The organism is Rathayibacter sp. AY2B7 (assembly GCF_002931635.1).
Lineage (GTDB): Bacteria > Actinomycetota > Actinomycetes > Actinomycetales > Microbacteriaceae > Rathayibacter.
In genome coordinates this window covers 34,413-56,032 of sequence record NZ_PSUC01000010.1, presented here as the reverse complement: position 1 = coordinate 56,032, position 21,620 = coordinate 34,413, and the positions used below count along the sequence as shown (strand labels likewise).

Genomic DNA, 21,620 nt, shown 5'->3' with positions numbered 1-21,620 from the left:
GAGGACGTTCAGCTGCGGGTCCACGTCGATCACCAGGGAGCCGGGGACGAGCGAGACGGCCTCCGTCGTCCAGACGAGCATCCCCTCGGAGCGGCTGCGCAGGTGCACGGCGACGATGGCGTTGTGGACCGGGACCGGCAGGGTCAGGATCTGCCAGGACACCCGCACCGAGGCCACGGCGATGTCGGCCAGCAGGCGCAGGAGGAAGAGGAGCACGAACCACGGGTGGATGCGGTTCGAGAACTCGACCGGCGGCAGGTAGAACACCCGGGTGATCAGCAGGGCGACCAGGAAGCCGGTGACGATCGACAGCACCGAGACGTCGTCCCAGAGCAGCACCCAGATGCCGACGAGGGTCACGAACATCGCGACGCGGTTCCAGATGTCGACGCGGCGGCGGGGGCTCATCGCGGCCCCTCCTCTCCGAAGGACGAGTCGCGGTAGACGGTCGCGATGTAGGTCGCGGGGTCGGCGACCGCGCTCGCCGCTCGCTCGCTCGCGTCGTAGAGGGGACCGGCGCCGACGGTCAGCACGACGCCGACCACGACCATCCCCGCGGTGGCGAGCACCATCATCGGCGGCGAGTGGCGGGTGCGGATGCTGCCCGTGTCGTGGGGGTCCTCCTGCAGCTGGTCGATCAGGGGCGACTCGTAGCCGGGCACCTCCTCCTGGCGGCGCCAGAAGACCATGTTCCAGACGCGCGCGACGGCGTAGAGGGTCAGGAGCGAGGTCACGGCCCCGGCGGCGATGACGGCCCAGATCAGCCACGACGGCTGGTCGACGGCCGACTCCGTGCCGGCGACGAAGAGCCCCACCTTGCCGAGGAAGCCGGTGAACGGCGGGATCCCGCCGAGGTTCATCGCGGGGATGAAGTAGAGCAGCGCCAGCAGCGGCGAGGCCTTGAGCAGCCCGCCGAGGCGCAGGATCGAGGTGGTGCCGCCGACGCGCTCGATCAGGCCGGTCGCGAGGAAGAGCGTCGTCTGCACCGTGATGTGGTGGATGACGTAGAAGATCGTCGCCGCGTAGCCGGCCGGGGTGCCCACGGCGATCCCGAAGACCATGTAGCCGATGTGCGAGACCAGCGTGAAGGACAGCATCCGCTTGATGTCGGCCTGCGCGACCGCACCGAGGATGCCGACGATCAGCGTCAGCAGCGCCACCACCAGCAGCACTTCGCTCAGCCTCCCTCCCGGGAAGAGCAGGGTCTCGGTGCGGATCAGCGCGTACACGCCGACCTTGGTGAGGAGTCCGGCGAAGACGGCGGTGACCGGCGCCGGAGCTGTGGGGTACGAGTCCGGGAGCCAGAACGACAGGGGGAACACGGCCGCCTTGATCCCGAAGCCGAGCAGCAGCACCACGTGGAGCACCAGCTGCACGTCGGCGGGGAGCTCGGCGATGCGGATCGAGAGCTGCGCCATGTTGACCGTGCCGGTGGCGCCGTAGAGCAGGCCGATGGCCGAGAGGAAGAACACGCTCGAGACCAGGCTGACGACCACGTAGGTCGTGCCGGCGCGGATCCGCGGTGCGGTGCCGCCCAGGGTGATCAGTACGTAGCTCGCGGCCAGCAGGATCTCGAAGCCGACGTAGAGGTTGAAGAGGTCGCCCGCGACGAAGGCGTTGAGGATGCCCGCCGAGAGGATCAGGTAGGTCGGGTGGAAGATCGTGACCGGCGTCTCGCGGTTGCCGTCGACGAGGCCCTGGCCGACCGAGAACATCAGGACGCCCAGCAGGGTGATCGAGGTGATCACGAGCATCAGCGCGGCGAGCGGATCGACGACCAGCACGATGCCCCACGGCGGCTCCCAGCCGCCCACGTAGACGGCGCTGCCGCCTCCGTCGCCGGTGAGGACCAGCACGAGCATCACCGAGGAGATCACCAGAACGCTCGAGAGCGTCACGATGTTCACGGTGATCTGTGCGCGCCGGTGGCGTCCGAGGATCAGCGCGACGGCCGCTCCCAGGAGGGGGAGGGTGACGACGAGCGGGATCAGGGCGTTCATCGGTCCTCCTTCCTGTCGTCGGTCATGGCGCTCTCCCCGTGCTTGGCGGCGGTGCCCTCGTCACTGGACTCGAGCAGGACGTCGAGCGCTCGGTCGTCGGCGGTGGTCTGGGCCGAGATGCCCGCCGCGTCCTCGCGGACGGAGGCGTCGGTCTCGTCGTCCTCCACCTGGTCGGCGTTGGCGAGGCGCCAGCGCCGGTAGATCATCGCGAGGAGGAAGGCGGACACCCCGAAGGTGATCACGATCGCGGTGAGGATCAGCGCCTGCGGCAGCGGGTCGGCCATCTCGGCGGCGATCTGCTCGTAGGAGCGCCCGTCGTCGGTGACGAACGGCGCGATGCCCGAGCGGCCGGCCATCAGCAGGATGAGGATGTTGGTCGCGTTCCCGACGAGCAGGAACCCGATCAGGATGCGGGTGAGGCTGCGCTCGAGCATCTGGTAGACGCCCGCCGCGTACATCACAGCCATCACGACGACGAGGACGAGGGTGATGCTCATGCGCCGTCCCCCCTGCCCGGTCCGCCGACGACCGTGGAGCCGGTGGGGAGCGAGGTCTCGAGCCCGTCGACCGTACCCTGGCCGGGGCCGGGGGTGCTGTCCGTCGAGTGCGTGACGCCGTCGCCCGAGGGGGAGCCCTGCTCGGCCTCCTCGCCGTGGCGGTCGACCTCGCCGCCGAGGCTGCGGAGGATGTCGAGGGCGAGGCCGATCACGATCAGGTACACCCCGATGTCGAAGAGGGTGGACGTGCCCAGGTGGAGCTCGCCCAGCACCGGCACCTCGAGGTCGAGCCAGCTCGATTCGAGGACCTCGAGGCCGAAGGCGAGGGAGGAGACGGCGGTGCCGACGGCGAAGAAGAGGCCGAGTCCGAGGACCTTGCCCGCGTCGATCGGCGCGGCCTCGCCGAGCTCGAAGCGGCCGCCGGCGAGGTAGCGCGCGACGAGGGCGAGACCGGCGAGCAGGCCGCCCGCGAAGCCTCCGCCCGGGGTGTTGTGACCGGTGAAGAGCAGGTAGACCGACACGATCATCGCGGGGTGGAAGAGCAGGCGCACCAGCACCTCGAGCACGATCGAGCGGTTCTCCGGCCGGAGCGTGCGCCCGGCGACGAGCCAGGAGCCGCGGTCGCCGTCGCGCTCGGCGTCGGCGGAGGAGGCGGTCAGGTCCATCGCGCGCTCGCGGCGGTCGTCGGCGCTCTGCGACTCGAGGCGGGGAGCGCCTCCGGCCCGGCTGGAGAGGAAGATCAGGCTCGCGACGCCGGTGGCGACCACGACGAGGACCGAGATCTCGCCCATCGTGTCCCACGCGCGGATGTCGACGAGCAGGACGTTGACGATGTTGCGGCCCTTGCCCTCCTCGTAGGCGAGGCGGGGCAGCTCGGCCGAGATCGGCGTCGCGGTCCGGGCGCCGAGGGCGATGGTGGCGGCGAGGGCCATGACCGCTCCGACCGCGATGCCGATGACGGCGCGCAGGCGCTTGCGCATCGGCTGGTGCTTCGCGGCGATGCGGGTCGGGAGGCGGCGCAGCACCAGGACGAAGACCACGAGGGTCACCGTCTCGATGAGCGCCTGGGTGAGGGCGAGGTCCGGTGCGCCCTGCAGGGCGAAGAGGGCCACCATCCCGTAGCCGGTGGCGCCGGCCAGCAGCACGGCGGCGACGCGGTTGCGGGCGATCGCGCACAGCACCGCCGCGAGGATCATCACGGCCGCGACCGCGAGCTGGCCCGGGCTGTCCCAGAAGACGAGATCGCCCGGCCAGGTGCGGTTGAGGGCGGCCGCACCGCCGACGCCGAGGACGAAGACCGCGAAGATCACCGTCAGGTAGCGGGGGAGCGAGCCGCGCTGGACGGACTCGGTGACCGTGCTGGCGACACGGTCGAGCCAGCGGACGGTGGCCCAGTAGCCCTCGGCCGAGTCGATCCGGTTGGGCAGCATCGACTGCGCGCGCGCGACGGCGACGCGCTTGGCGAAGAGCAGGAGTCCGACGGCGATCACGAGGGCGCTGAGTGCCAGCGCGGGCTCGAAGCCGTGCCAGAGTGCGAGGTGGTAGCCGCCGTGGTCGGAGGCCTCCGCAGCGGCGGCGAGCTCCGGGTCGGCGTCCGGGGCGGCGTCGGGGAGGGTGTCCGCGTAGACGGCGACGAGCGGGTCGAGGACGGAAGCGGCGATCCCGCCGATCACGCTGGCGGCGGCCAGCAGCACCGGGGCGGCGGTGAAGGTCCACGGCTCGGCGTGCAGGTGCGTGTCCTCGAGCCCCTTCTTGCGGGCGAAGGCGCCCCAGAAGAAGCGCGCGGAGTAGGCCACGGTGAGGATCGAGCCGAGGACGAGGCCGACCAGCGCGACCCAGGCCCAGAACGAGCCCTGCTCGATCGCCGAGATCAGGCTCGTGAACACGGCCTCCTTGGCGACGAAGCCCAGCAGCGGCGGGATGCCCGCCATCGACAGCACGCCGACGAGGGCGGCGCCCGCGAGCACCGGCGCCTGCCGTCCCAGGCCGCTGAGCTTGCGGAGGTCGCGCGTGCCGGCGCGGTGGTCGACGATGCCGACGGTGAGGAAGAGCAGCGCCTTGAAGAGAGCGTGGGCGACGAGCAGGGTCAGTCCGGCCAGCGCGGCGTCGCGCGAGCCGAAGCCGACGGCGACGGTCAGGAAGCCGAGCTGGCTGACGGTGCCGTAGGCCAGCACGAGCTTGAGGTCGTACTGCCGGAGCGAGCGCCAGCCGCCGACGAGCATGGTCCAGACTCCGACGCTCACCACCACGGGCAGCCAGACGGAGTCGTCGGCGAAGCCCGGCGCGAGGCGCGCGACGAGGTAGATGCCCGCCTTCACCATCGCGGCGGCGTGCAGGTAGGCGCTGACCGGCGTGGGAGCGGCCATCGCGGCCGGCAGCCAGAAGTGGAACGGCACCAGGGCGGACTTCGAGAACGCGCCGAGCAGCACCAGCACCAGCGCCGTCGACACGATCGGGCCGGAGGGGGCGGCGGCGACGATCCCGGAGAGGCTGGTGGTACCGGCCTGCACGATCAGGACGATGATCCCGACCAGCATCGCCAGCCCGCCGAGAGTCGTGACCAGGAGCGCCTGGAGACCGGCACCCCGGCTCTCCTTGCGCCCGCTGTAGTGGCCGATGAGGAGGTAGGAGAGGACGCTCGTCGCCTCCCAGAAGACGAAGAGGATGATCACGTCGTCGGCCGTGACCAGCCCGTACATCACTCCGGCGAACGCGGACAGGAGCGCTGCGAACCGGCCCAGCGAGGGCTCGTCGCGGCTGAAGTACGTCGCGCAGTAGGCGAGGACCAGGGCGCCGACTCCGCTGACCACGAGGGCGAGGACGATCGAGAGCGCGTCCAGGCGGAAGGAGAGGGCGATGTCGAGCGCGGGGATCCACGGCACGGACTCGCGGATCTCGCCGCCGTCGAGGATCGTCGGCAGGGCGGTCGCGGTGGCGACGAAGCTCGCGGCCGGGATCAGCGCCAGCGCGTAGAACGTCTTCGGCCCGAACCGGTCCACCAGCCAGGGGGTCACCACGGCGATCGCGAACGAGATCACGAGGATGAGGAGCATCACATGTTCCTCCCAAGGTGTACCCAGCGCATAAGTCGGTCAAGAATATCGGAGCGCCCTCCCGCGGAACCTGAGTGCGCGGAGGCTTGACGGCCCCGTCGTGATCCGCCAGGGCCCTACCGTGGGGAGCATGGCCCGCTCGCTCCTCCCCGACCAGCTCTGCCGACTCCGCGTCCACGACCTCGCGACGGGGGAGTCGACGACCGTCTTCGAGTCCGACTCCGTCCTCGTGGAGGCGCCGAACTGGACTCCGGACGGCTCCGCCCTGATCGTGAACGGCGGCGGCGGCCTCTTCCGGCTGCCGCTCGAGGGGGCGCCCGTGCTCGAGCCGATCCCGCTCGACGGAGTGCCGGCCGAGCTCAACAACGACCACGTGCTCGCCCCGTCCGGCGGGCTCGCCTACGTCTCGGCGCGCGACGGGCACCTGTACGCGGTCGAGCTCGACGGCTCCGCCCCCGCCCGCCGCCTGACCGCCGAGCGCGAGGGCGCGCGCTTCAAGCACTACCTGCACGGCGTCTCGCCCGACGGCGCGACCCTCGCGCTGATCGGCGGCGGCGACGCCTCCGGGCGGTGGCGGACCGACGTCTACACGATGCCGGCCGGAGGAGGCGCGCTCACCGCCCTGACCGACGACGAGCCGGCGGACGACGGCGTCGACGTCTCGGCCGACGGCCGCACCCTCGTCTTCAACTCCGAGCGGGCCGGGGGCGGGGCGCAGCTGTTCCGCATCGGCCTCGACGGCTCCGCGCTCTCCCGCCTGGTCGAGTCGGACACGGTCGACTGGTTCCCGCACGAGTCGCCCGACGGCGCGCACCTGCTCTACCTCGCCTATCCGGAGGGGACGGCCGGGCACCCCGAGAACGTCGACGTCGAGCTGCGGCTGCTCGACCTCCCCGGGCGCTCGACGCTCGAGCCCGGCCGAGTGCTGGAGCGCCTCCACGGCGGGCAGGGGACGATCAACGTCTCCGGCTGGGCGCCGGACTCGACGCGCTTCGCCTACGCCGACTACCCGCGGCGCTGACAGCCTGAGTCCTTGCCGCGCATGCGCGGGAGGGGGATCGATCGGGGCGGGGTGCGGGACTTGAATCGGGGGATGACCATCGACAGCGCAGCATCCTCCTCCGTCACCCGCTCGCCGCTCGGCGACTCCGGCATCGACGTCTTCCCGCTCTCGCTCGGCGGCAACGTCTTCGGCTGGACCGCGGGCCGGCAGACCTCCTTCGACGTCCTCGACGGCTACACGGCCGCGGGCGGCGACTTCATCGACACCGCCGACGCGTACTCCGCCTGGGTCCCGGGCAACACGGGCGGCGAGTCCGAGACGATCATCGGCGAGTGGCTCGCGCAGCGCTCGGGGGACCGGGACGACGTGGTGATCGCGACGAAGGCGGGCCGCCACCCGCAGTTCACCGGCCTCGCGCCCGACACCGTGCGCGCGGCCGCCCGCGCCTCCCTCGAGCGCCTCGCGACCGACCGGATCGACCTCTACTACGCCCACTTCGACGACGAGGCCGTGCCGATGGCCGACATCGCCGCCGTGTTCTCGGAGCTCGTGGACCAGGGCCTGGTCCGCGCGATCGGAGTGTCGAACTTCAGCGCCGAGCGCGTCGCGGAGTGGCTGCGCATCGCGGGCGAGGAGGGCCTGCACGCGCCCGTCGCGCTGCAGCCGCACTACAACCTCGTGGAGCGCGGGATCGAGGCCGACCTGCTGCCCCTCGCCCGCGAGGCGGGGCTGGCCGTCGTCCCCTACTCCGCCCTGGCGTCAGGATTCCTGACCGGCAAGTACCGCGACGGATCGACGCCCGAGGGCCCGCGCGCCGACGGTGCCTCCCGCTACCTCGACGGTCGCGGCCGCGGGGTGCTGGCGGCGCTCGATGCGGCGGCGGAGGCGCACGGCGCCGAGGTGGCGACGGTGGCGCTCGCCTGGCTCCGCTCGCAGCCCGGAGTGGTCGCGCCGATCGCCAGCGCCCGCGTGATGGAGCAGCTGCCGGCGCTGATCGCCTCGGCCTCCCTCGAGCTGAGCGCCGAGGAGCTCGCCGCGCTCGACGAGACGAGCCGGGCGTAGCCGCACACGGGTGGCCGCGGGGGCGCGTCCCCCCGCGGTCATCGACGCTCCGCGGAGGTGCTATCGTCTAACGGTGCCAAATCGCGGGCACGCCCCGAGAGGGGCTGTCAGACCCGCAGGTGCGCCCCCTTAGCTCATTGGTAGAGCACTTCCTTGGTAAGGAAGAGGTAGTGGGTCCGATTCCCACAGGGGGCTCCGTTCCCCGCAGGCCAGACCTGCGAAGAACGCGCGGCGGGGTAGCTCAGGTGGTTAGAGCACACGGCTCATAATCGTGGTGTCGCGGGTTCAAGTCCCGCTCCCGCTACAGCGAGAAGGCCCCGGTTCGCGCGTCGAGCCGGGGCCTTCGGCGTTCCCGTCGCGCTCCGCTGCGGTCGGCTCCGGAGCGGAGCGCCGTGATCGTGCCGCCGGGCCGGACTCTCAGAGCCAGCCGTTGCGCTCCGCGATCCGGAGGGCGTCGGCCCGGTTGCGGGCGCCCGTCTTGCCGATCACCGCCGAGAGGTGGTTCCGCACGGTCCCCGGCGAGAGGTGCAGCATCCGGGCGAGATCGGCGATCGATCCTCCGGTGCGCGCGGCGGCGAGCACGTCGGCCTCCCGCTCGGTCAGGGGCGTGCCTCCCTGCGCCAGCGACTCCGCAGCGAGCGCGGGATCGACCACGCGCAGCCCCTGCCCGACCCTCCGCACGGCGTCCGCCAGCTGAGCCGAGGGCGTGTCCTTGACCACGAAGCCCGACGCCCCCGCCTGCATCGCGCGGCTGAGGTAGCCGGGACGGCCGAAGGTCGTCACGATCAGCACGCGGCAGGCCGGCAGCGCCTCGCGGAGGAGCGCGGCGGCGGCGATCCCGTCCAGCCCCGGCATCTCGATGTCCAGCAGCGCGACGTCCGGCGTCGAGGCGAGCGCCGCGGCGACCACCTCGTCCCCGCGGCCGACCTCCGCCACCACGTCGATGTCGGACTCCAGCGAGAGCAGGGCGGCGAGTGCGCCCCGCACCAGCGCCTGGTCGTCGGCGATCAGGAGGCGCAGAGCGCTCACCGTCCGCCTCCGGGGAGGGTAGCCGCCAGGCGGAAGCCCCCGAGCTCGCTCGTCCCGACGGAGAGCCGGCCGCCCGCCGCCTCGACGCGCTCGCGGAGCCCGGCCAGTCCGGTCGAGCCCGCTGCTCCCGGCTGCGGACCCACTCCGTCGTCCGCGATCTCGACCTCGCAGGCGGTGAGGCGGATCCGGCAGCGCGAGGCGCTCGAATGGCGGACGACGTTCGTCGCTCCCTCGCGGATCACCCACCCCACCAGCTCGCGATGCTGCGGGAGCACGGTGTCGGTGGAGGAGGGCAGGTCGGCGGAGATCCCCGCCGCGGCGAGAGCGCCGCGCGCGGCGGCCAGCGCTCCGCTCGCGGTCGTGGCCCGGAAGCCGGACACGGTCGCGCGGACGTCGGCGAGAGCGCCCCGCGCGAGCGACTCCACGTCCGCGATCTCGGCCCGCGCCCGCTCCGGGTCGGCGTCGAGGAGGCGCCCGGCCAGCTCCGACTTCACGGTGATCACCGTCAGCGAATGGCCCAGGATGTCGTGGATGTCGCGGGCGACCCGGCTCCGCTCGCGCTCGGCCGTCAGTACCTCCAGCTCGGCGCGGGTGTCGCGGAGCTGGTTGACGGTGGCGATCGTGCGCGCGAAGGTGGCCATCATCAGGGAGATGGAGAGGATGATCACCGGCACCACGAAGGCGGTCTCGGTGACGCCGTCGCTCTCGAGGCGGACGGCGAGCGTCACGGAGGCGAGGGCTCCGATCAGGGTGGCCGTGAGGCGCCAGGTGAACACGCACATGCCGACCAGGACTCCGACGTAGGTCCAGAGCCCCGTCACGTCCCGCCCGAGCCAGGGGAGGAGGGTGAAGGAGAAGGCGAGCAGTCCGAGGCAGATCAGCAGCCGGCCCCGCGTCGCGAGGGTCCAGGCGAGCGGCGGTGCGACGAGGAATCCGGCGCTGAAAGCGGCGATGAGGGCGACGCCGACGACGCGGCGGGGCCACTCCGGATCGTCGAGGACCGACGGCACGGTCGAGTACACCCAGAAGAGCGAGAAGACCGCTCCCGCGTACCAGCGCAGCGCACGCGGGGTCCAGAGAGCCGTGCGCAGGGTCGCTCCCGGGTCGGCGCCCGCCGCGGCCGGGCGGATCGGCCACCCTGTCTCGCCGTGCCCGGAGGCGGTGGTGCTGCTCACGCGCTCACCCTAGGACGGAGCCGACCGCGGTGGCGCATCCGTCACACCCGCTTCGTGTCGCGGCGGAAGAAGAACACCGTCCCGCCGAGGAGCAGACCGAGCCACACGAGCGCGTCGACCAGAGCGCCGAGGTCGAACCCCTCGCCGGTCAGCGGCGCTCGCGCGAGCTCGCTGATCCCGTAGACCGGCGTCAGGGCGGCGATGCTCTGCAGGAATCCGGGCATGCTGCTCACCGGGTAGAAGAGGCCGCCCAGGAACGCGAGGACCACGATGACCAGGCTCGTGATCTGTGCCGCGTTCTCGCCCGGCACCATGTAGCCCACCATGAGGCCGAGCGTCGTGAAGACGGCGCTCGCGAGCAGCCAGCCCGTCAGTCCGGTCGCGACCCACTGCACCGCCGAGAGCTCGATGCCGCTGGCGGCGCCGACCGCATAGGTGGCGACGACGGCGAGCAGGCCCAGCGCCATCCCGGCGATCATCTTGATCAGAACGTTGACCACGGGGTTCAGCGGGGTGAGCCGCAGCTGCCGGCTCCAGCCCTGCGCGCGCTCCACGGCGACGGCCGCCCCGGTCTGCGTGGCCGACATCATCGCTCCGTACATCGCCATCGACACCATGATGAAGGCCGCGATCGAGACGCCGCCCGCCGCGATCGGAGTCGCGGTCAGCGGCTCGTCGCGGAGCGGGTACCCGACGATGAAGAACATCAGGACCGGGAAGAGGAGGGTGAAGAAGAGGGTCCGCCGGTTCCGCAGCCGCCGCAGGATCTCGATGCGCAGGTAGGTCGTGGTGAAGCCGCCGAGCGCCGGCGAGCGGCGGTCGAGGCGGACGCGGTCGGCGGCGGGGGTCGTGGCGGTCATGCGGAGGCTCCTTCGGAGGTGAGGGCGAGGAAGACGCTCTCGAGGTTCTGGGCGGTGATCTCGACGTCGCGGGCACCGGTGCGGGTGAGCAGGTGGCGGGCGAGGGCGTCGGAGTCGTCGGTGTGCACCGTGATCCGGTCGCCCTGGGCCTCGACGCTGGAGACCTGGGGGAGCGCGGCGAGGGCGGCGAGGTCGGCGCCGGGCAGGGTCGCGTGGACGATCCGGCCGGAGACGAGGTTCTTGATGCTGCTCGTGGTCCCGTCGGCGACGATCCGGCCTCGGCTCATCAGGACGATGCGGTCGGCGTACTCGTCCGCCTCCTCGAGGTAGTGCGTGGCGAAGAGGACGGTGCGCCCGCGCGCCGCGTCGGTGCGGATGGCCTGCCAGAACGCGCGGCGCCCCTCGACGTCCATGCCGGTGGTCGGCTCGTCGAGCAGGAGCAGGCCGGGGTCCGACAGCAGCGCCATCGCGAACCGGAGCCGCTGCTGCTGACCGCCGGAGCACAGTCCCACGCGGCGGGAGGCGAGGTCGGCGATCCCCGCGCGCTCCAGCACCTCGTCGATCGGCCGGGTGTCCGCGAAGAGGCTCGCGGTCAGCTCCAGTGTCTCGTGGACGCTGAGGTCCTTCAGCAGGCCGCCGGTCTGCAGGACGGCCGAGACGAGCCCGTGCGCGATCGCCGTGCGCGGCGAGCGTCCGAACACCGTGACCTCGCCGGTGTCAGGGGCCGAGAGGCCCAGGAGCATGTCGAGGGTCGTGGTCTTGCCCGCGCCGTTGGGACCGAGGAAGGCGACGATCTCGCCGGGCCGGACGGTGAGGTCCACTCCGGCGACGGCGGCGACGGAGCCGAAGCTCTTGGTGAGGGCGGTCGCCTGCACGGCGAGGTCGGTCGAGGTCATGCCCTCAGCCTGTCGAGGGGGTCGCCGCAGTGCCTCGCTCCTCTGTCACCGAGGTGCCGTGACATCCGTCACCCCCGCCCCGGCTCCGGAGCGGGGCGGGCCGCGCCCTCTGCCGGGCGAGGTCTCAGACCGCGCAGCCCGCGAAGAGCACGTCGTCCGAGGAGACCAGGTCCTCCAGAGTCAGCAGGCGGTCGAGGTCGTGGCCGCCGGCCAGGGCGTTGGCGCGCTCAGGTGCGGTCTGGGGGGCGAGGCGCCCCTCCATGACCCCGCCGAGGGCGCGGACGGCGCACGCGGCGACCACTCCCTCCGGGGTGCCGCCGATGCCGAGGACGAGGTCCACGCGGCCCGCGGGATCGGCCGCCTCGATCGCGACCGACACGTCGCCCTCGCCGCGCAGCTCGAGCGCGACCCCGGCCGCGCGCAGAGCCGCGATCAGCCCGGAGTGACGCGGCTTGTCGAGCACGACGACGACCAGCTCCGCGACGGGCTTCCCGAGCGCCGCCGCCAGCCGTGCGGCGTTCTCGGCGGGAGGGAGGTCGAGCGAGACGGCGCCCCGGCCCGCTCCGGAGCAGACCAGCTTGTCCATGTAGAAGACGTCGCGCGGGTCGAACAGCGTGCCTCGCGGGGCCAGCGCGATCACGCTCACCGAGCCGGGGAGCCCCTCCGCCGTGAGCCGGGTCCCGTCGAGCGGATCGACCGCCACGTCGCAGGAGGGAGCGGAGGCGCGGCCGAGGCGCTCGCCGTTCGCGAGCATCGGGGCCTCGTCCTTCTCGCCCTCGCCGATCACGACGACGCCGTCGAACGGAGCGTCGGCCAGCACGGCGCGCATCGCCGCGACCGACGCCTCGTCCGCCGCGACCTTGTCGCCGCGCCCGTACCAGCCGCGCGCCGCCTCGGCCGCCGCGCGCACGGCGGCGGCCACCGCCTCCTGCAGCTCGGCCGGGTAGGCGGGCGATGCGATCAGCCTCAGGCCGCTCATGCGCGCGCGGGCTGGGCGGTCGCGGTGCGGACCAGCCGCTCCAGGGTGCGCAGGCCGTCGGAGGAGAGCACCGACTCCAGGTGCCCCTGCACCGACGCGACGTGCTCGCCGCGCAGAGCGTTGACCACTCCCGTCTCCGGGTCGACCGACACCTCGAGCCCCAGCCGGGGCGTGCGCGCGACGCCGGGGGCGACGGAGGAGAAGGTGTTGTAGAAGCCGATCGCGGCGTCCTCGCCGAACACGTCCACCGCCAGGCGCACGCCCTGGCGGGGCGCGGGCAGCGGCTCGACCGGGAGTCCCGCCAGCAGCGACAGCATCTGGTGGCTGAGGCAGACGGCGAGCATCGGCCGCTCCGCCTCGAGGCGCGTGGTCATCAGCGAGCGCAGGTGCGCGATCCGCGGCTCGGAGTCGTCGCGGGGGTCGCCCGGGCCGGGGCCGAAGACGACGAGGTCGTCGCTCAGCACGTCGGCGACCTCCGACCAGCGCTCGACCCGGGCGTCCATCCCGAGGTGGCGCAGCTGGTGGGCGAGCATCGTCGTGAACTGGTCCTCGTTGTCGACGATCAGCGCGGTGTGCCCGGCGAGTCCGGCGATGTGCTCGGGCGCCTGGGGCCGGAGCCAGAACGAGGCGAGCCGGTCGTTGCGCGCCTCGAGCGCCTCCTGCACGCCCGGCTGCGCGTTCAGGTCGATGGCCGGCGGCACCTCGCGGTGCGGCAGCAGGCCCAGGGCGGAGAGGACGCCCGACGCCTTCGCACGCGTCTCGGCGACCTCGCCCTCGGGGGTGGAGTGGCGCACGAGCGTCGCGCCGGCCGGCACGGTGAGGCGGCCGTCCGCGCGGAGGTAGGCGGTGCGGATGAGGATGGGGGCGTCGACCGTGTAGCCGTGCTCCTCCGGCTCGAAGAGGGCGAGCACGCCGGAGTAGTAGCCGCGCGGCTCCTTCTCGTACTCGGCGATCACGGCGCACGCGTTCTCCATCGGCGAGCCGGTGACCGTGGGCGCGAACATCGTCAGCCGCAGGACCTCGCGCACGTCGAGTCCGGTGCGGCCCTCGAGCAGGTACTCGGTGTGGCTGAGCCGCGACATCTGCTTGAGGAACGGCCCGAGGATGCGGCCGCCGTCCGGGCAGACCGCGCTCATCATCTTCATCTCCTCGTCCACGACCATGAAGAGCTCCTCGCTCTCCTTGACGTCGGCGAGGAACGCGAGCACCTCCTCCCCGGTGGGTCCGGCCGCGGGGTGGCGGAAGGTGCCGCTGATCGGGTTCATCATGGCGACGCCGTCGCGCACCGAGACGTGGCGCTCGGGGGTCGCGCCGACGGCGGTGACCGTCTGCGCGCCGTCGACGCCGGGGGTGTGGATCGCGAAGGTCCAGTACGCGCCGGACTCGTCGGTGAGCAGGCGGCGGAACCAGGCCAGGACCGCCTCGACGGGCGGCGCGTCGGTCTGCGCGACGAAGGCGCGGTTGATGACGAAGTTGGCGCCCTCGCCGCGGCCGATCTCGTCCTCGATCACCCGGCGGACGATGTCGGCGTACTCGTCGTCCGGCACGTCGAAGCCGCGCTCCTCGACCGGGATCTCCCGCTCGGGCAGGAGCCGCAGCACCTCCGCCAGGGGGACGCTCTCGCGCTCGCGCACCACGAGGTTGCGCAGCGGGGCTCCGTCGTCCTTCGCCGCGAAGCCGCGCTCGCGCACCTGCCGGTAGGGCACGAGGGTCAGCACGTCGTCGCCGTCGAGCGGGATGTCGGCCAGGCCCTCGACGTCGAGTACGTCGCCCGTGAACACGTCGACGGCGTCGCGGCCCTGGCGGAGCACCACCGCGAACGGCAGCGTCCCGTCGGAGGCGAGGATGCGGGAGAGGAGCGAGGTCATCGTGGTCCTTGAATCGGGTCGTGCCCCACCCGGGCCCTGACATGCAGAACGACCGCCCGGAGGAGGCGGTCGCGTGCGAGGGGTCTGCGCGTCGGTCCGCCTAGGAGGCGGGCCACCAGGGGCTTCGGATCGACGTGCGCACGCGGCGAGTCTAGGGGAGAGGCGGGCGGCGGCCAAGCGGTGTCAGACGGCCGGCCGCTCGGTCGGCTCGCCCCGCAGGGTCCGGAGCAGGAGGGTCGCGCCGGCCGTCGCGGCGGGGGTGGCGACGACCGCGCCCCCGGGGACGAGGAACGCCAGGTAGACGGCGATGCCGAAGCCGAGCGAGACCGCGCGGTGCTCGCCGAGGAGGCGGCGGCGGTCGCGGAGGGAGAGCCCCCGGGCGTCGCCCGCGAACCCGGTCAGCTCGAGCGCGAGGGCCCTCCCGCCGACCAGGGCGCCCGCGACGAGGCCGACGATCGAGCCGACCACCGGCACCAGGCCCAGCAGCACCAGGACCACGCCGATCCCGAGGGAGGTGGCGACCAGCACGGCGGAGTCGCGGAGGCCGCGGCCGACCCCCTGCCAGAAGGTGCTCTCGCGCTCGTCGGGCACGCCGCCGAGGTCGTCCTCGACCCGCCGCCAGATCCGCTCGTAGAAGGGGTCGCCGACCAGCAGGGTCACCGCGGCGAAGAGGACCACGCCGAGGGCGAGCACGGCGCCGACCACTGCGATCGAGAGCACCAGGCGGACGGTGGCGGCCGTGCCCTCGTCCCAGCCGCCGGCGAACGGGGTGAGCGCGGTCACCGCGTCCTGCACCCGCGTGAGCACCAGGACCAGCACGCCGACGAAGACCAGGCCGACGATCAGGGGCGGGATCGCGCCGAGGAGCATCGCCCGCGGCGAGCGGACCCAGGTGCGGAAGCCGCGGAGGAAGAGCCGGGCACCGAGGCCGAGATCGCGGAGGACGCTCATCCCCCGATCCTCGCAGGTGGGCCCGGGCCGCCGGTCCGGCAGGACACTCGGCCGCACGGGGCGCGGAATCTCAGACCCGCTCGAACGGAGCGAGCAGCCCCGCCATCGCCTTCGTCCGCGGCGCCGCGTACTCGTCGCGCCGCGAGGTGCTGACGCCCATCGCGACGAGCCCCTCCACCAGGCGCACCGCCGAGGCGACGCCGTCGATCACGGGCACGCCCAGCTCCCGCGAGAGGTCGCGGCACAGGTCGGCCATCCCGGCGCAGCCCAGCACGATCGAGTCGGACCCGTCGACGGCCAGCGCTTCGGCGCACTCCGCCAGGATCGCGCGGCGGGCGTCGGAGCGGGGGTCGTCGAGTTCGAGCACGGGGATGTCGCAGGCGCGCACCTGACGGCAGGCGTCGCCGAACCCGGCGCGGCGGGCGATGTCCCAGGCGCGGCCGCTCGTGCGCGAGAGCGTGGTGACCACGCTGAAGCCCCGGCCGACGAGCGCGGCCATGTGCATGGCGGCCTCGGCGATCCCCACGACCGGGCCGCTCGCGATCTCGCGCGCGGCGTCGACGCCCGGGTCGCCGAAGCACGCGATGACCGCGCCGTCGCTGCCGGCCGCCTCCGCCCGGGTGATCTCGTGCAGGACGCCGGGCACGGCGAGCGCCTCGTCGTAGTGGCTCTCGATCGACGCCGGACCCATCGGCGGGGTGACGGCCGTGATCTCGGTGCCGAGCGAGGCGACGGAGCGGGCGGCCCGGCCGATCGCCGCGGTCATCGCAGTGCTGGTGTTCGGGTTGACGACGGTGATGCGCATGGTGGTTCCTCGGTTCGGGTGCCGGGAGGGGGAGGGACCCGCCCGGCGGCCGGTCCGCGGGATGCGGAGCGGCCGGGGCGGATCCCTCCTCCGTGCCGGCCGGATCAGACGGTCGAGCCGTCGCTGACGTGCTCGAGGTCCTCGTCGAGCCGCCCGATCCGCGGCGCGCGCCGCTCGAGCACGGCCATCGCGACGAACCCGAGCCCGCAGCCGAGGAACCAGCTGTAGTCGCCGAGCCAGGTGAACTCCGCGCCTCCCGCCTCCGCGATCCAGCGCGGCACGAGCACCGAGGCGACGGAGGGGACTCCGCCGATCACGGTCGCCCAGACGGCGTTGGGGTTGAAGCCGCGCGAGAACCAGTAGCGGCCCTTCTCGCTCATCGTGTAGAGGTCGTCCACCCAGACGCGCTGGCGGCTGATCAGGTAGTAGCCCGCGATGAGGACGCCGAACAGCGGTCCGATCAGCGCGCCGAGGATGCCGAGCGTGTAGTGGATGGCGGTGTCGTTCGAGTACCAGTTCCACGGGGTGAGCAGCACCGAGCCGACGGCGGCGATCATGCCGCCCATCCGCCAGCTGATCTTCTTCGGGTTGACGTTCGAGAAGTCGAACGCGGGGGAGATGAAGTTGGCGACGATGTTGATGCCGATCGTCGCGATGACGAAGGTGAGCCCGCCGAGGAGCACGGCGAACCAGGTGTCGATCCGCTCGACGGTCTCGATCGGGTCGGTGATCAGCTCGCCGAAGACCGGCACGGTCGCCGAGGCGGTGATCACGGTGAGGAGGGAGAAGAAGAGGAAGTTGATCGGGAGGCCGAGCAGGTTGCCGCGCTTCACGGCGCCGTAGCTGCGGGCGTACCGGGAGAAGTCGCCGAAGTTGAGCATCGGGCCCGAGAAGTAGGAGACGACCAGGGCGACGGCCGAGATCATCACCGGCACCGCGGCGGCGAGGTCGAGCGGCTCGCCGGAGCCGAGGGTGAGCGAGATGTTGTCCCAGCCCGCCTGCGACACCAGGTAGACGGCGAGCACGAGCATCACCACGTAGACCGCCGGTCCCGCCCAGTCGATGAAGCGGCGGATCGACTCCATGCCCCGCCAGAACAGCGCGGCCTGCGCGACCCAGAGGATCGCGTAGGAGAGGTAGCCCAGGGCCGAGAGGCCGAGGAACGACGCCTCGGGCGTGTTCAGGGCGGCCATGCCCGGGAAGAACTTGAGGAAGACGATGTTCAGCGACTGCGCCGCCAGGTAGGTCTGCACGCCGTACCAGGCGATCGCGATCAGCCCGCGGATGATCGCCGGGATGTTCGCGCCGCGGATGCCGAAGATCGCGCGGTTGATGACGGGATAGGGCACGCCGGTGACCTGGCTGGGCTTGGCGACGAGGTTGCAGAAGACCTGCACGATCACGATGCCCACCACCAGGGCGACGAGCACCTGCCAGCCGGCCAGGCCCAGCGCGAAGAGCGAGCCCGCGGTCACGTACCCGCCGACGCTGTGCACGTCCGACATCCAGAACGCGAAGATGTTGTAGCTCGACCAGCGCTGCTTCCGGAGCGGGGCGAGGTCCTCGTTGGAGAGGCGGTCGTCGTAGGCGGCGCTCGCCGCCGCGGCGGGATCCGGATCGACGGGGGGAGCGGTGACTCGGGGTGCGGTGACGCGGTCGGACATGGGTGGATCCACCTCTCGGGCGGTCGTGCGCAGAGCGGCACGGAGCGGATGTGTCAGGGTGGTCGGGACGTCCGGCCGAGGAGGCGGGGCGTCGCGGAGAGCGTTCCGAGTGAAGTCATCACTTCACGCGGGCCACGCTACGAGTCGGGAGGCCGCCGCTCGTTTCGGCTCCGTTACGGCTGTGTGACGATCCGCGAGAGGGGACGGGCCATGCCCTCCGACGACACCGCGCCCGACGAGGCGGCCGCCCGCGCGATCGCGGACGGGGCCGGACTCGGCGCCCGGCTGCGGGAGCTGCGGCTCTCGGCGGGCCTGTCGCTGAAGGCACTCGCCGGGCGACTCGGCATCTCCGTGAGCGCCGTCTCGCAGATCGAGCGCGGAGCCATGCAGCCCTCGGTCGGCCGGCTGATCGCCCTCGTGGACGCGCTGGGGGTCCCGCTGTCCGCCGTGTTCGACCAGGGCGCGTCGGCGCCGGTCGAGACCGCGGTCGTCCGGGCGCGCGAGTCGGCGCCCGTGGCGCTCGAGGGCGGAGTGCTGTTCCGCCGTCTGGCGCCGCGTCCGCTGGACGCCGTCGACTTCTTCGAGTCGACCTACCCGCCGGGCTCGACCTCGACAGCGCACCGGCAGCTGCTCCGCCACGACGGGTTCGAGATGGGGACGGTGACGCTCGGGGAGCTGACGGTCGAGTTCGAGGACGAGACGGTCGTCCTCGGGCCGGGCGACGCCATCACGTTCCCGTGCGAGCGGCCGCACCGCATGGTCAACACGGGCTCGACCACCGCGATCGCGACCTGGCTGATCGTCCACCGCTGACACCGCGCCGGTGCTTCGCGCCGGACCCCTGGTGGCACCACCTGCGTATGGGACCCTGGTCCTCGCTCCTCCACAACGGGCGGACGACCGTCTCCTGTCCACACCCCGGTCGGGATCGGGGCGCGGCGGGCCCTCGGTGTCGGTACCGCCTGGTGGGCTGGTCTCCTCGACCGAGGGGTGCGGAACGTGGAGGAGCGGATGGACGGCAGGAACGACGAGGGGTGCCCGCGCTGGTGCGCGGGCGAGCACGACGAGCTGGTCGCGGCGGGGGAGCGGCTGCACCGCTCCGCGGCGAGCTCGCTCCCGGTGGTGCTCTGGGCGGGCCGAGACGGGGCCGCGGGCGCGACGGTGCACGTCTCCCTGTGCCGCCCGGGGGAGTCGGGGGAGGACAGGCTCCGCCTGGAGGCCGACGGGCTCGGCGAGGTCGACCTCGATCTCAGCTCGGGGTCGCGGCTGGCCGGCGCGGTGCTCCGGCTACTCGGCGCCGCGTGAGGTGCGCGGCGGGTCGGGCGGCAGGAGGTCCGTCAGCTCGATCTCGAGCGCCTCGCAGAGCGCGAGGAGGGTGTGCAGCGTGGGGTTCGCGGGCGAGCCGGGCTTCGACTCGCCCTTCTCGAACTTCTGGTAGGTGTAGCCCGCGAGCCCGGCCGCGTGGGCGATCCGCTCCTGGCTGGCGCCCTTGGCGATGCGGGCCCGGTGCATGTTGGTGCCGAGCTCGCGGGCGTAGGTCGCCCAGTCGCGCTCGGGAGTGGGTGTCGACATGCCCGCCAGCTTCGGAGAAGTTCGGCCGCGGGTCAGCCATACACGGATGGGAAATTCCCGGTGGTCATACCCGGGTGACCACCGGCGGCGCCTCCGGAGCCCCGAGGGCCCCGCGACGGCAGCGCCTAGTATGGCCGGGTGCCAGTGAACCCCGAACTCGTCGGGCGCGTCTTCGCGCCCACGGAGCCCTATCAGGTGGGGCGCGAGAAGGTGCGCGAGTTCGCCCGCGCCGTCTCCGCGACCTCCCCCCTGCACCACGACGTCGAAGCCGCCCGCGCCGCCGGGCACCCCGACCTCGTCGCTCCGCCCACCTTCGCCGTCGTCGTGCAGGAGTTCACGCTCCAGCAGCTGCTCGCCGAGCCCGACGGCGGGATCGACTTCAGCCGCGTCGTGCACGGAGACCAGCGCTTCGTGCTGTCCCGTCCGGTCGTCGCCGGCGACGAGCTGACCGCGACCCTCTCGGTCGCCGCCATCAAGAAGCTCGGCGCCCACTCGATGGTCACCACCGAGTCCCGCATGGTCGACGCGAGCGGCGAGCACGTCGTCACCGCGATCTCGACCCTCGTGGTCAGGGGAGACGAATGAGCACCGCACTGCCCGCCCTCGCCGAGCTGAGCGTCGGCCAGGTCGTCGCCGAGAGCCGCTTCCCGATCGACCGCGGCACCCTGGTGCGCTACGCGGGCGCCTCGGGCGACTTCAACCCCATCCACTACCGCGACGACGTCGCCGCCGAGGTCGGCCTGCCCGGCGTGCTCGCGCACGGCATGCTCACGATGGGCACCGCGGTGCAGGTCGTCGTCGATTGGGTCGGCGACCCCGGACGCGTGGTCGACTACCAGGTGCGCTTCACCCGCCCCGTCGTGGTGGACCCGCGCGACGGCGCCGCGATCGACGTGGTCGCCAGGATCGGTGCTGTGAACGCCGAGGAGGGCTGGGTCCGCGTCGACCTCGCCGTCTCGGTCGAGGGCCAGTCCGTCCTCGGCAAGGCCCAGGCCCGGGTCCGACTCGCGTGACCTCCGCGCCGCTGCTCTCCGCCCTGACCACCCTCCGCGTCGGCGGACCCGCCGAGCGCCTCGTCGAGCCCGCCACCGAGGCGGAGCTGGTCGAGACGCTCGTCGGCCTGTGGTCGGACGACGAGCCGTGGCTGCTGCTCGGCGGCGGCTCCAACCTCCTCGTGGGGGACGACGGGGTCGAGGGCACGGTCGTGCGCGTGCGCACCACCGGCGTCGAGCGGCTCCCCTCCGACGAGCCGGGGCGCGTGCTCCTGCGGGTGCAGGCGGGCGAGTCGTGGGACGGCCTCGTCGCGACGACCGTGGAGCGCGGCTGGGCGGGCCTCGAGGCCCTCAGCGGCATCCCCGGCACGGTCGGTGCGTCGCCGGTGCAGAACATCGGCGCCTACGGCCAGGAGCTCTCGGACACGCTGGTCGCGGTCGACTTCCTCGACGAGGGCGCCCGCGAGCCCGTCCGGCTGACGGCGGAGGAGCTGCAGTTCGCCTACCGCACCTCCGTGATCAAGCAGGGCCGCCGGGGCGCGGTGCTGGCCGTCGAGTTCGCGCTCGAGGAGGTCGGCGCCGAGGGCGACGGCACTCCCGTCGCCTACGGTCAGCTGGCGTCGGCGCTCGGAGTCGCGCTCGGCGACCGCGTGCCGCTCGCGCGGGTGCGCGAGACCGTGCTGGCGCTGCGCGCGGGCAAGGGCATGGTCCTCGATCCGGAGGACCCGGACACCGCGAGCGCCGGATCCTTCTTCACCAACCCCCTCGTCACGAGCGCGTTCGCCGACTCCCTGCCGCCCGAGGCGCCGCGCTGGCCGGTCGAGCCGACGGCGGAGGCGCCCGTCATCACTCCGCTCGCCGCGGTCGAGGCCGGAGCGCCCGTCGGGCTGCCCGTGCCTCCCCGCGCCGACGGCCTGGTGAAGCTCAGCGCCGCGTGGCTGATCGAGCACGCCGGCGTCTCGCGCGGTTTCGCCCTGCCCGGCTCGCGGGCCGCCGTGTCGAGCAAGCACACCCTCGCCCTGACCAACCGAGGAGGAGCGACGGCCGAGCAGGTCGCCGAGCTCGCCCGGTACGTCCAGGGCCGCGTCCTGGCGGAGTTCGGCGTGCTGCTGCACCCCGAGCCCGTCGTGGTCGGCACCGCGGTCTGAGTCCGCGCGGTCTGCGCGCGCAGGCCCCGCGCTCCCGGGGACGCGCGCCCTCCGGCCGCGGCCTCC

At 72.9% G+C, this 21,620-nt stretch carries 21 protein-coding genes and 2 tRNA genes; 9 read left to right on the top strand and 14 right to left on the bottom strand.

What is annotated here, in order from left to right; genetic code table 11:
• The 4 genes from C5C27_RS03720 to C5C27_RS03705 all read right to left on the bottom strand — a co-directional run.
• A partial coding sequence (locus tag C5C27_RS03720) for a Na+/H+ antiporter subunit E (protein WP_181133437.1) occupies positions 1 to 408 on the bottom strand: 408 nt, incomplete at its 3' end.
• Positions 405 to 2,000 carry a Na+/H+ antiporter subunit D gene (locus C5C27_RS03715; protein ID WP_104313653.1) on the bottom strand — a complete coding sequence of 532 codons (1,596 nt, stop codon included), beginning with the start codon at positions 1,998 to 2,000 and terminating at the stop codon, positions 405 to 407. The genes C5C27_RS03715 and C5C27_RS03720, both read right to left, overlap by 4 nt.
• A complete protein-coding gene (locus tag C5C27_RS03710; protein ID WP_104223614.1) occupies positions 1,997 to 2,497 on the bottom strand; it encodes a Na(+)/H(+) antiporter subunit C in 501 nt (166 codons plus the stop codon). The genes C5C27_RS03715 and C5C27_RS03710 overlap by 4 nt, the downstream gene beginning before the upstream one ends.
• Positions 2,494 to 5,550: a Na+/H+ antiporter subunit A gene (locus C5C27_RS03705; protein WP_104313652.1), complete on the bottom strand. Its 3,057-nt coding sequence runs from the start codon at positions 5,548 to 5,550 to the stop codon at positions 2,494 to 2,496. The genes C5C27_RS03710 and C5C27_RS03705 overlap by 4 nt, the downstream gene beginning before the upstream one ends.
• A gap of 130 nt (positions 5,551 to 5,680) precedes the next feature.
• On the opposite strand from C5C27_RS03705, the gene C5C27_RS03700 reads away from it, so the two are divergent.
• The 4 genes from C5C27_RS03700 (at position 5,681) to C5C27_RS03685 (ending at position 7,919) form a co-directional block, all read left to right on the top strand.
• Positions 5,681 to 6,571: a PD40 domain-containing protein gene (locus C5C27_RS03700; protein ID WP_104313651.1), complete on the top strand. Its 891-nt coding sequence runs from the start codon at positions 5,681 to 5,683 to the stop codon at positions 6,569 to 6,571.
• Positions 6,572 to 6,643: 72 nt separating this feature from the next.
• Entirely contained in the window at positions 6,644 to 7,615 is a 972-nt protein-coding gene (locus C5C27_RS03695) for an aldo/keto reductase (RefSeq protein WP_104313650.1), read from the top strand.
• Positions 7,616 to 7,738: 123 nt separating this feature from the next.
• Positions 7,739 to 7,810 (top strand) — tRNA-Thr (locus tag C5C27_RS03690).
• Positions 7,811 to 7,845: 35 nt separating this feature from the next.
• Positions 7,846 to 7,919 (top strand) — tRNA-Met (locus C5C27_RS03685).
• Between the two features lie 113 nt (positions 7,920 to 8,032).
• On the opposite strand, the gene C5C27_RS03680 is transcribed toward C5C27_RS03685, so the two are convergent.
• From C5C27_RS03680 to C5C27_RS03640, 9 genes are all read right to left on the bottom strand, one after another.
• On the bottom strand, positions 8,033 to 8,644 hold the full coding sequence (locus C5C27_RS03680) for a response regulator (protein WP_181074522.1): 612 nt from the start codon (positions 8,642 to 8,644) through the stop codon (positions 8,033 to 8,035).
• Positions 8,641 to 9,819: a sensor histidine kinase gene (locus C5C27_RS03675; RefSeq protein WP_258059741.1), complete on the bottom strand. Its 1,179-nt coding sequence runs from the start codon at positions 9,817 to 9,819 to the stop codon at positions 8,641 to 8,643. The genes C5C27_RS03680 and C5C27_RS03675 overlap by 4 nt, the downstream gene beginning before the upstream one ends.
• A gap of 41 nt (positions 9,820 to 9,860) precedes the next feature.
• Positions 9,861 to 10,679, bottom strand: a complete 819-nt coding sequence (locus C5C27_RS03670; protein WP_104238293.1) for an ABC transporter permease — start codon at positions 10,677 to 10,679, stop codon at positions 9,861 to 9,863.
• The gene (locus tag C5C27_RS03665) at positions 10,676 to 11,575 is read right to left on the bottom strand and encodes an ABC transporter ATP-binding protein (protein WP_104257173.1); all 900 of its coding nucleotides are present in this window, start codon (positions 11,573 to 11,575) and stop codon (positions 10,676 to 10,678) included. The genes C5C27_RS03670 and C5C27_RS03665 overlap by 4 nt, the downstream gene beginning before the upstream one ends.
• Before the next feature lie 124 nt (positions 11,576 to 11,699).
• On the bottom strand, positions 11,700 to 12,554 hold the full coding sequence (locus tag C5C27_RS03660; RefSeq protein WP_104238291.1) for a fructose-bisphosphatase class II family protein: 855 nt from the start codon (positions 12,552 to 12,554) through the stop codon (positions 11,700 to 11,702).
• Positions 12,551 to 14,422, bottom strand: coding sequence for an anthranilate synthase family protein (locus C5C27_RS03655; RefSeq protein ID WP_104313649.1), 1,872 nt, complete (start codon positions 14,420 to 14,422; stop codon positions 12,551 to 12,553). Before C5C27_RS03655 ends, C5C27_RS03660 begins: the two co-directional genes overlap by 4 nt.
• A 183-nt stretch (positions 14,423 to 14,605) precedes the next feature.
• A complete protein-coding gene (locus tag C5C27_RS03650) occupies positions 14,606 to 15,373 on the bottom strand; it encodes an EI24 domain-containing protein (protein WP_104238289.1) in 768 nt (255 codons plus the stop codon).
• Positions 15,374 to 15,443: 70 nt separating this feature from the next.
• Entirely contained in the window at positions 15,444 to 16,178 is a 735-nt protein-coding gene (locus tag C5C27_RS03645; protein WP_104313648.1) for an aspartate/glutamate racemase family protein, read from the bottom strand.
• Positions 16,179 to 16,282: 104 nt separating this feature from the next.
• Entirely contained in the window at positions 16,283 to 17,842 is a 1,560-nt protein-coding gene (locus C5C27_RS03640; RefSeq protein WP_104313647.1) for an NCS1 family nucleobase:cation symporter-1, read from the bottom strand.
• Between the two features lie 210 nt (positions 17,843 to 18,052).
• Between C5C27_RS03640 and C5C27_RS03635 the strand changes: the two genes are divergently transcribed.
• Together C5C27_RS03635 and C5C27_RS03630 are read left to right on the top strand one after the other, a co-directional pair.
• Complete coding sequence (locus C5C27_RS03635; protein ID WP_104249800.1) at positions 18,053 to 18,655, top strand: helix-turn-helix domain-containing protein; 603 nt, start codon at positions 18,053 to 18,055, stop codon at positions 18,653 to 18,655.
• Between the two features lie 198 nt (positions 18,656 to 18,853).
• A complete protein-coding gene (locus tag C5C27_RS03630) occupies positions 18,854 to 19,147 on the top strand; it encodes a DUF6907 domain-containing protein (protein ID WP_104254833.1) in 294 nt (97 codons plus the stop codon).
• Here the strand turns inward: C5C27_RS03630 and C5C27_RS03625 are convergent.
• Positions 19,130 to 19,414, bottom strand: coding sequence for a helix-turn-helix domain-containing protein (locus C5C27_RS03625; RefSeq protein ID WP_104223625.1), 285 nt, complete (start codon positions 19,412 to 19,414; stop codon positions 19,130 to 19,132). The genes C5C27_RS03630 and C5C27_RS03625 overlap by 18 nt on opposite strands.
• Before the next feature lie 138 nt (positions 19,415 to 19,552).
• Here C5C27_RS03625 and C5C27_RS03620 point away from each other — a divergent pair, with 138 nt between their 5' ends.
• Genes C5C27_RS03620 through C5C27_RS03610 form a run of 3 tightly spaced genes read left to right on the top strand, consistent with a single transcriptional unit; the run spans position 19,553 to position 21,554 of the window.
• Positions 19,553 to 19,999, top strand: a complete 447-nt coding sequence (locus C5C27_RS03620; protein ID WP_104227045.1) for a MaoC family dehydratase N-terminal domain-containing protein — start codon at positions 19,553 to 19,555, stop codon at positions 19,997 to 19,999.
• Positions 19,996 to 20,427 (top strand): MaoC/PaaZ C-terminal domain-containing protein, encoded by a 432-nt coding sequence (locus C5C27_RS03615; protein WP_104238284.1) that lies wholly within the window; start codon positions 19,996 to 19,998, stop codon positions 20,425 to 20,427. Before C5C27_RS03620 ends, C5C27_RS03615 begins: the two co-directional genes overlap by 4 nt.
• Positions 20,424 to 21,554: a UDP-N-acetylmuramate dehydrogenase gene (locus C5C27_RS03610; protein ID WP_104223628.1), complete on the top strand. Its 1,131-nt coding sequence runs from the start codon at positions 20,424 to 20,426 to the stop codon at positions 21,552 to 21,554. Before C5C27_RS03615 ends, C5C27_RS03610 begins: the two co-directional genes overlap by 4 nt.
• The last annotated feature ends 66 nt before the right edge of the window (positions 21,555 to 21,620 follow it).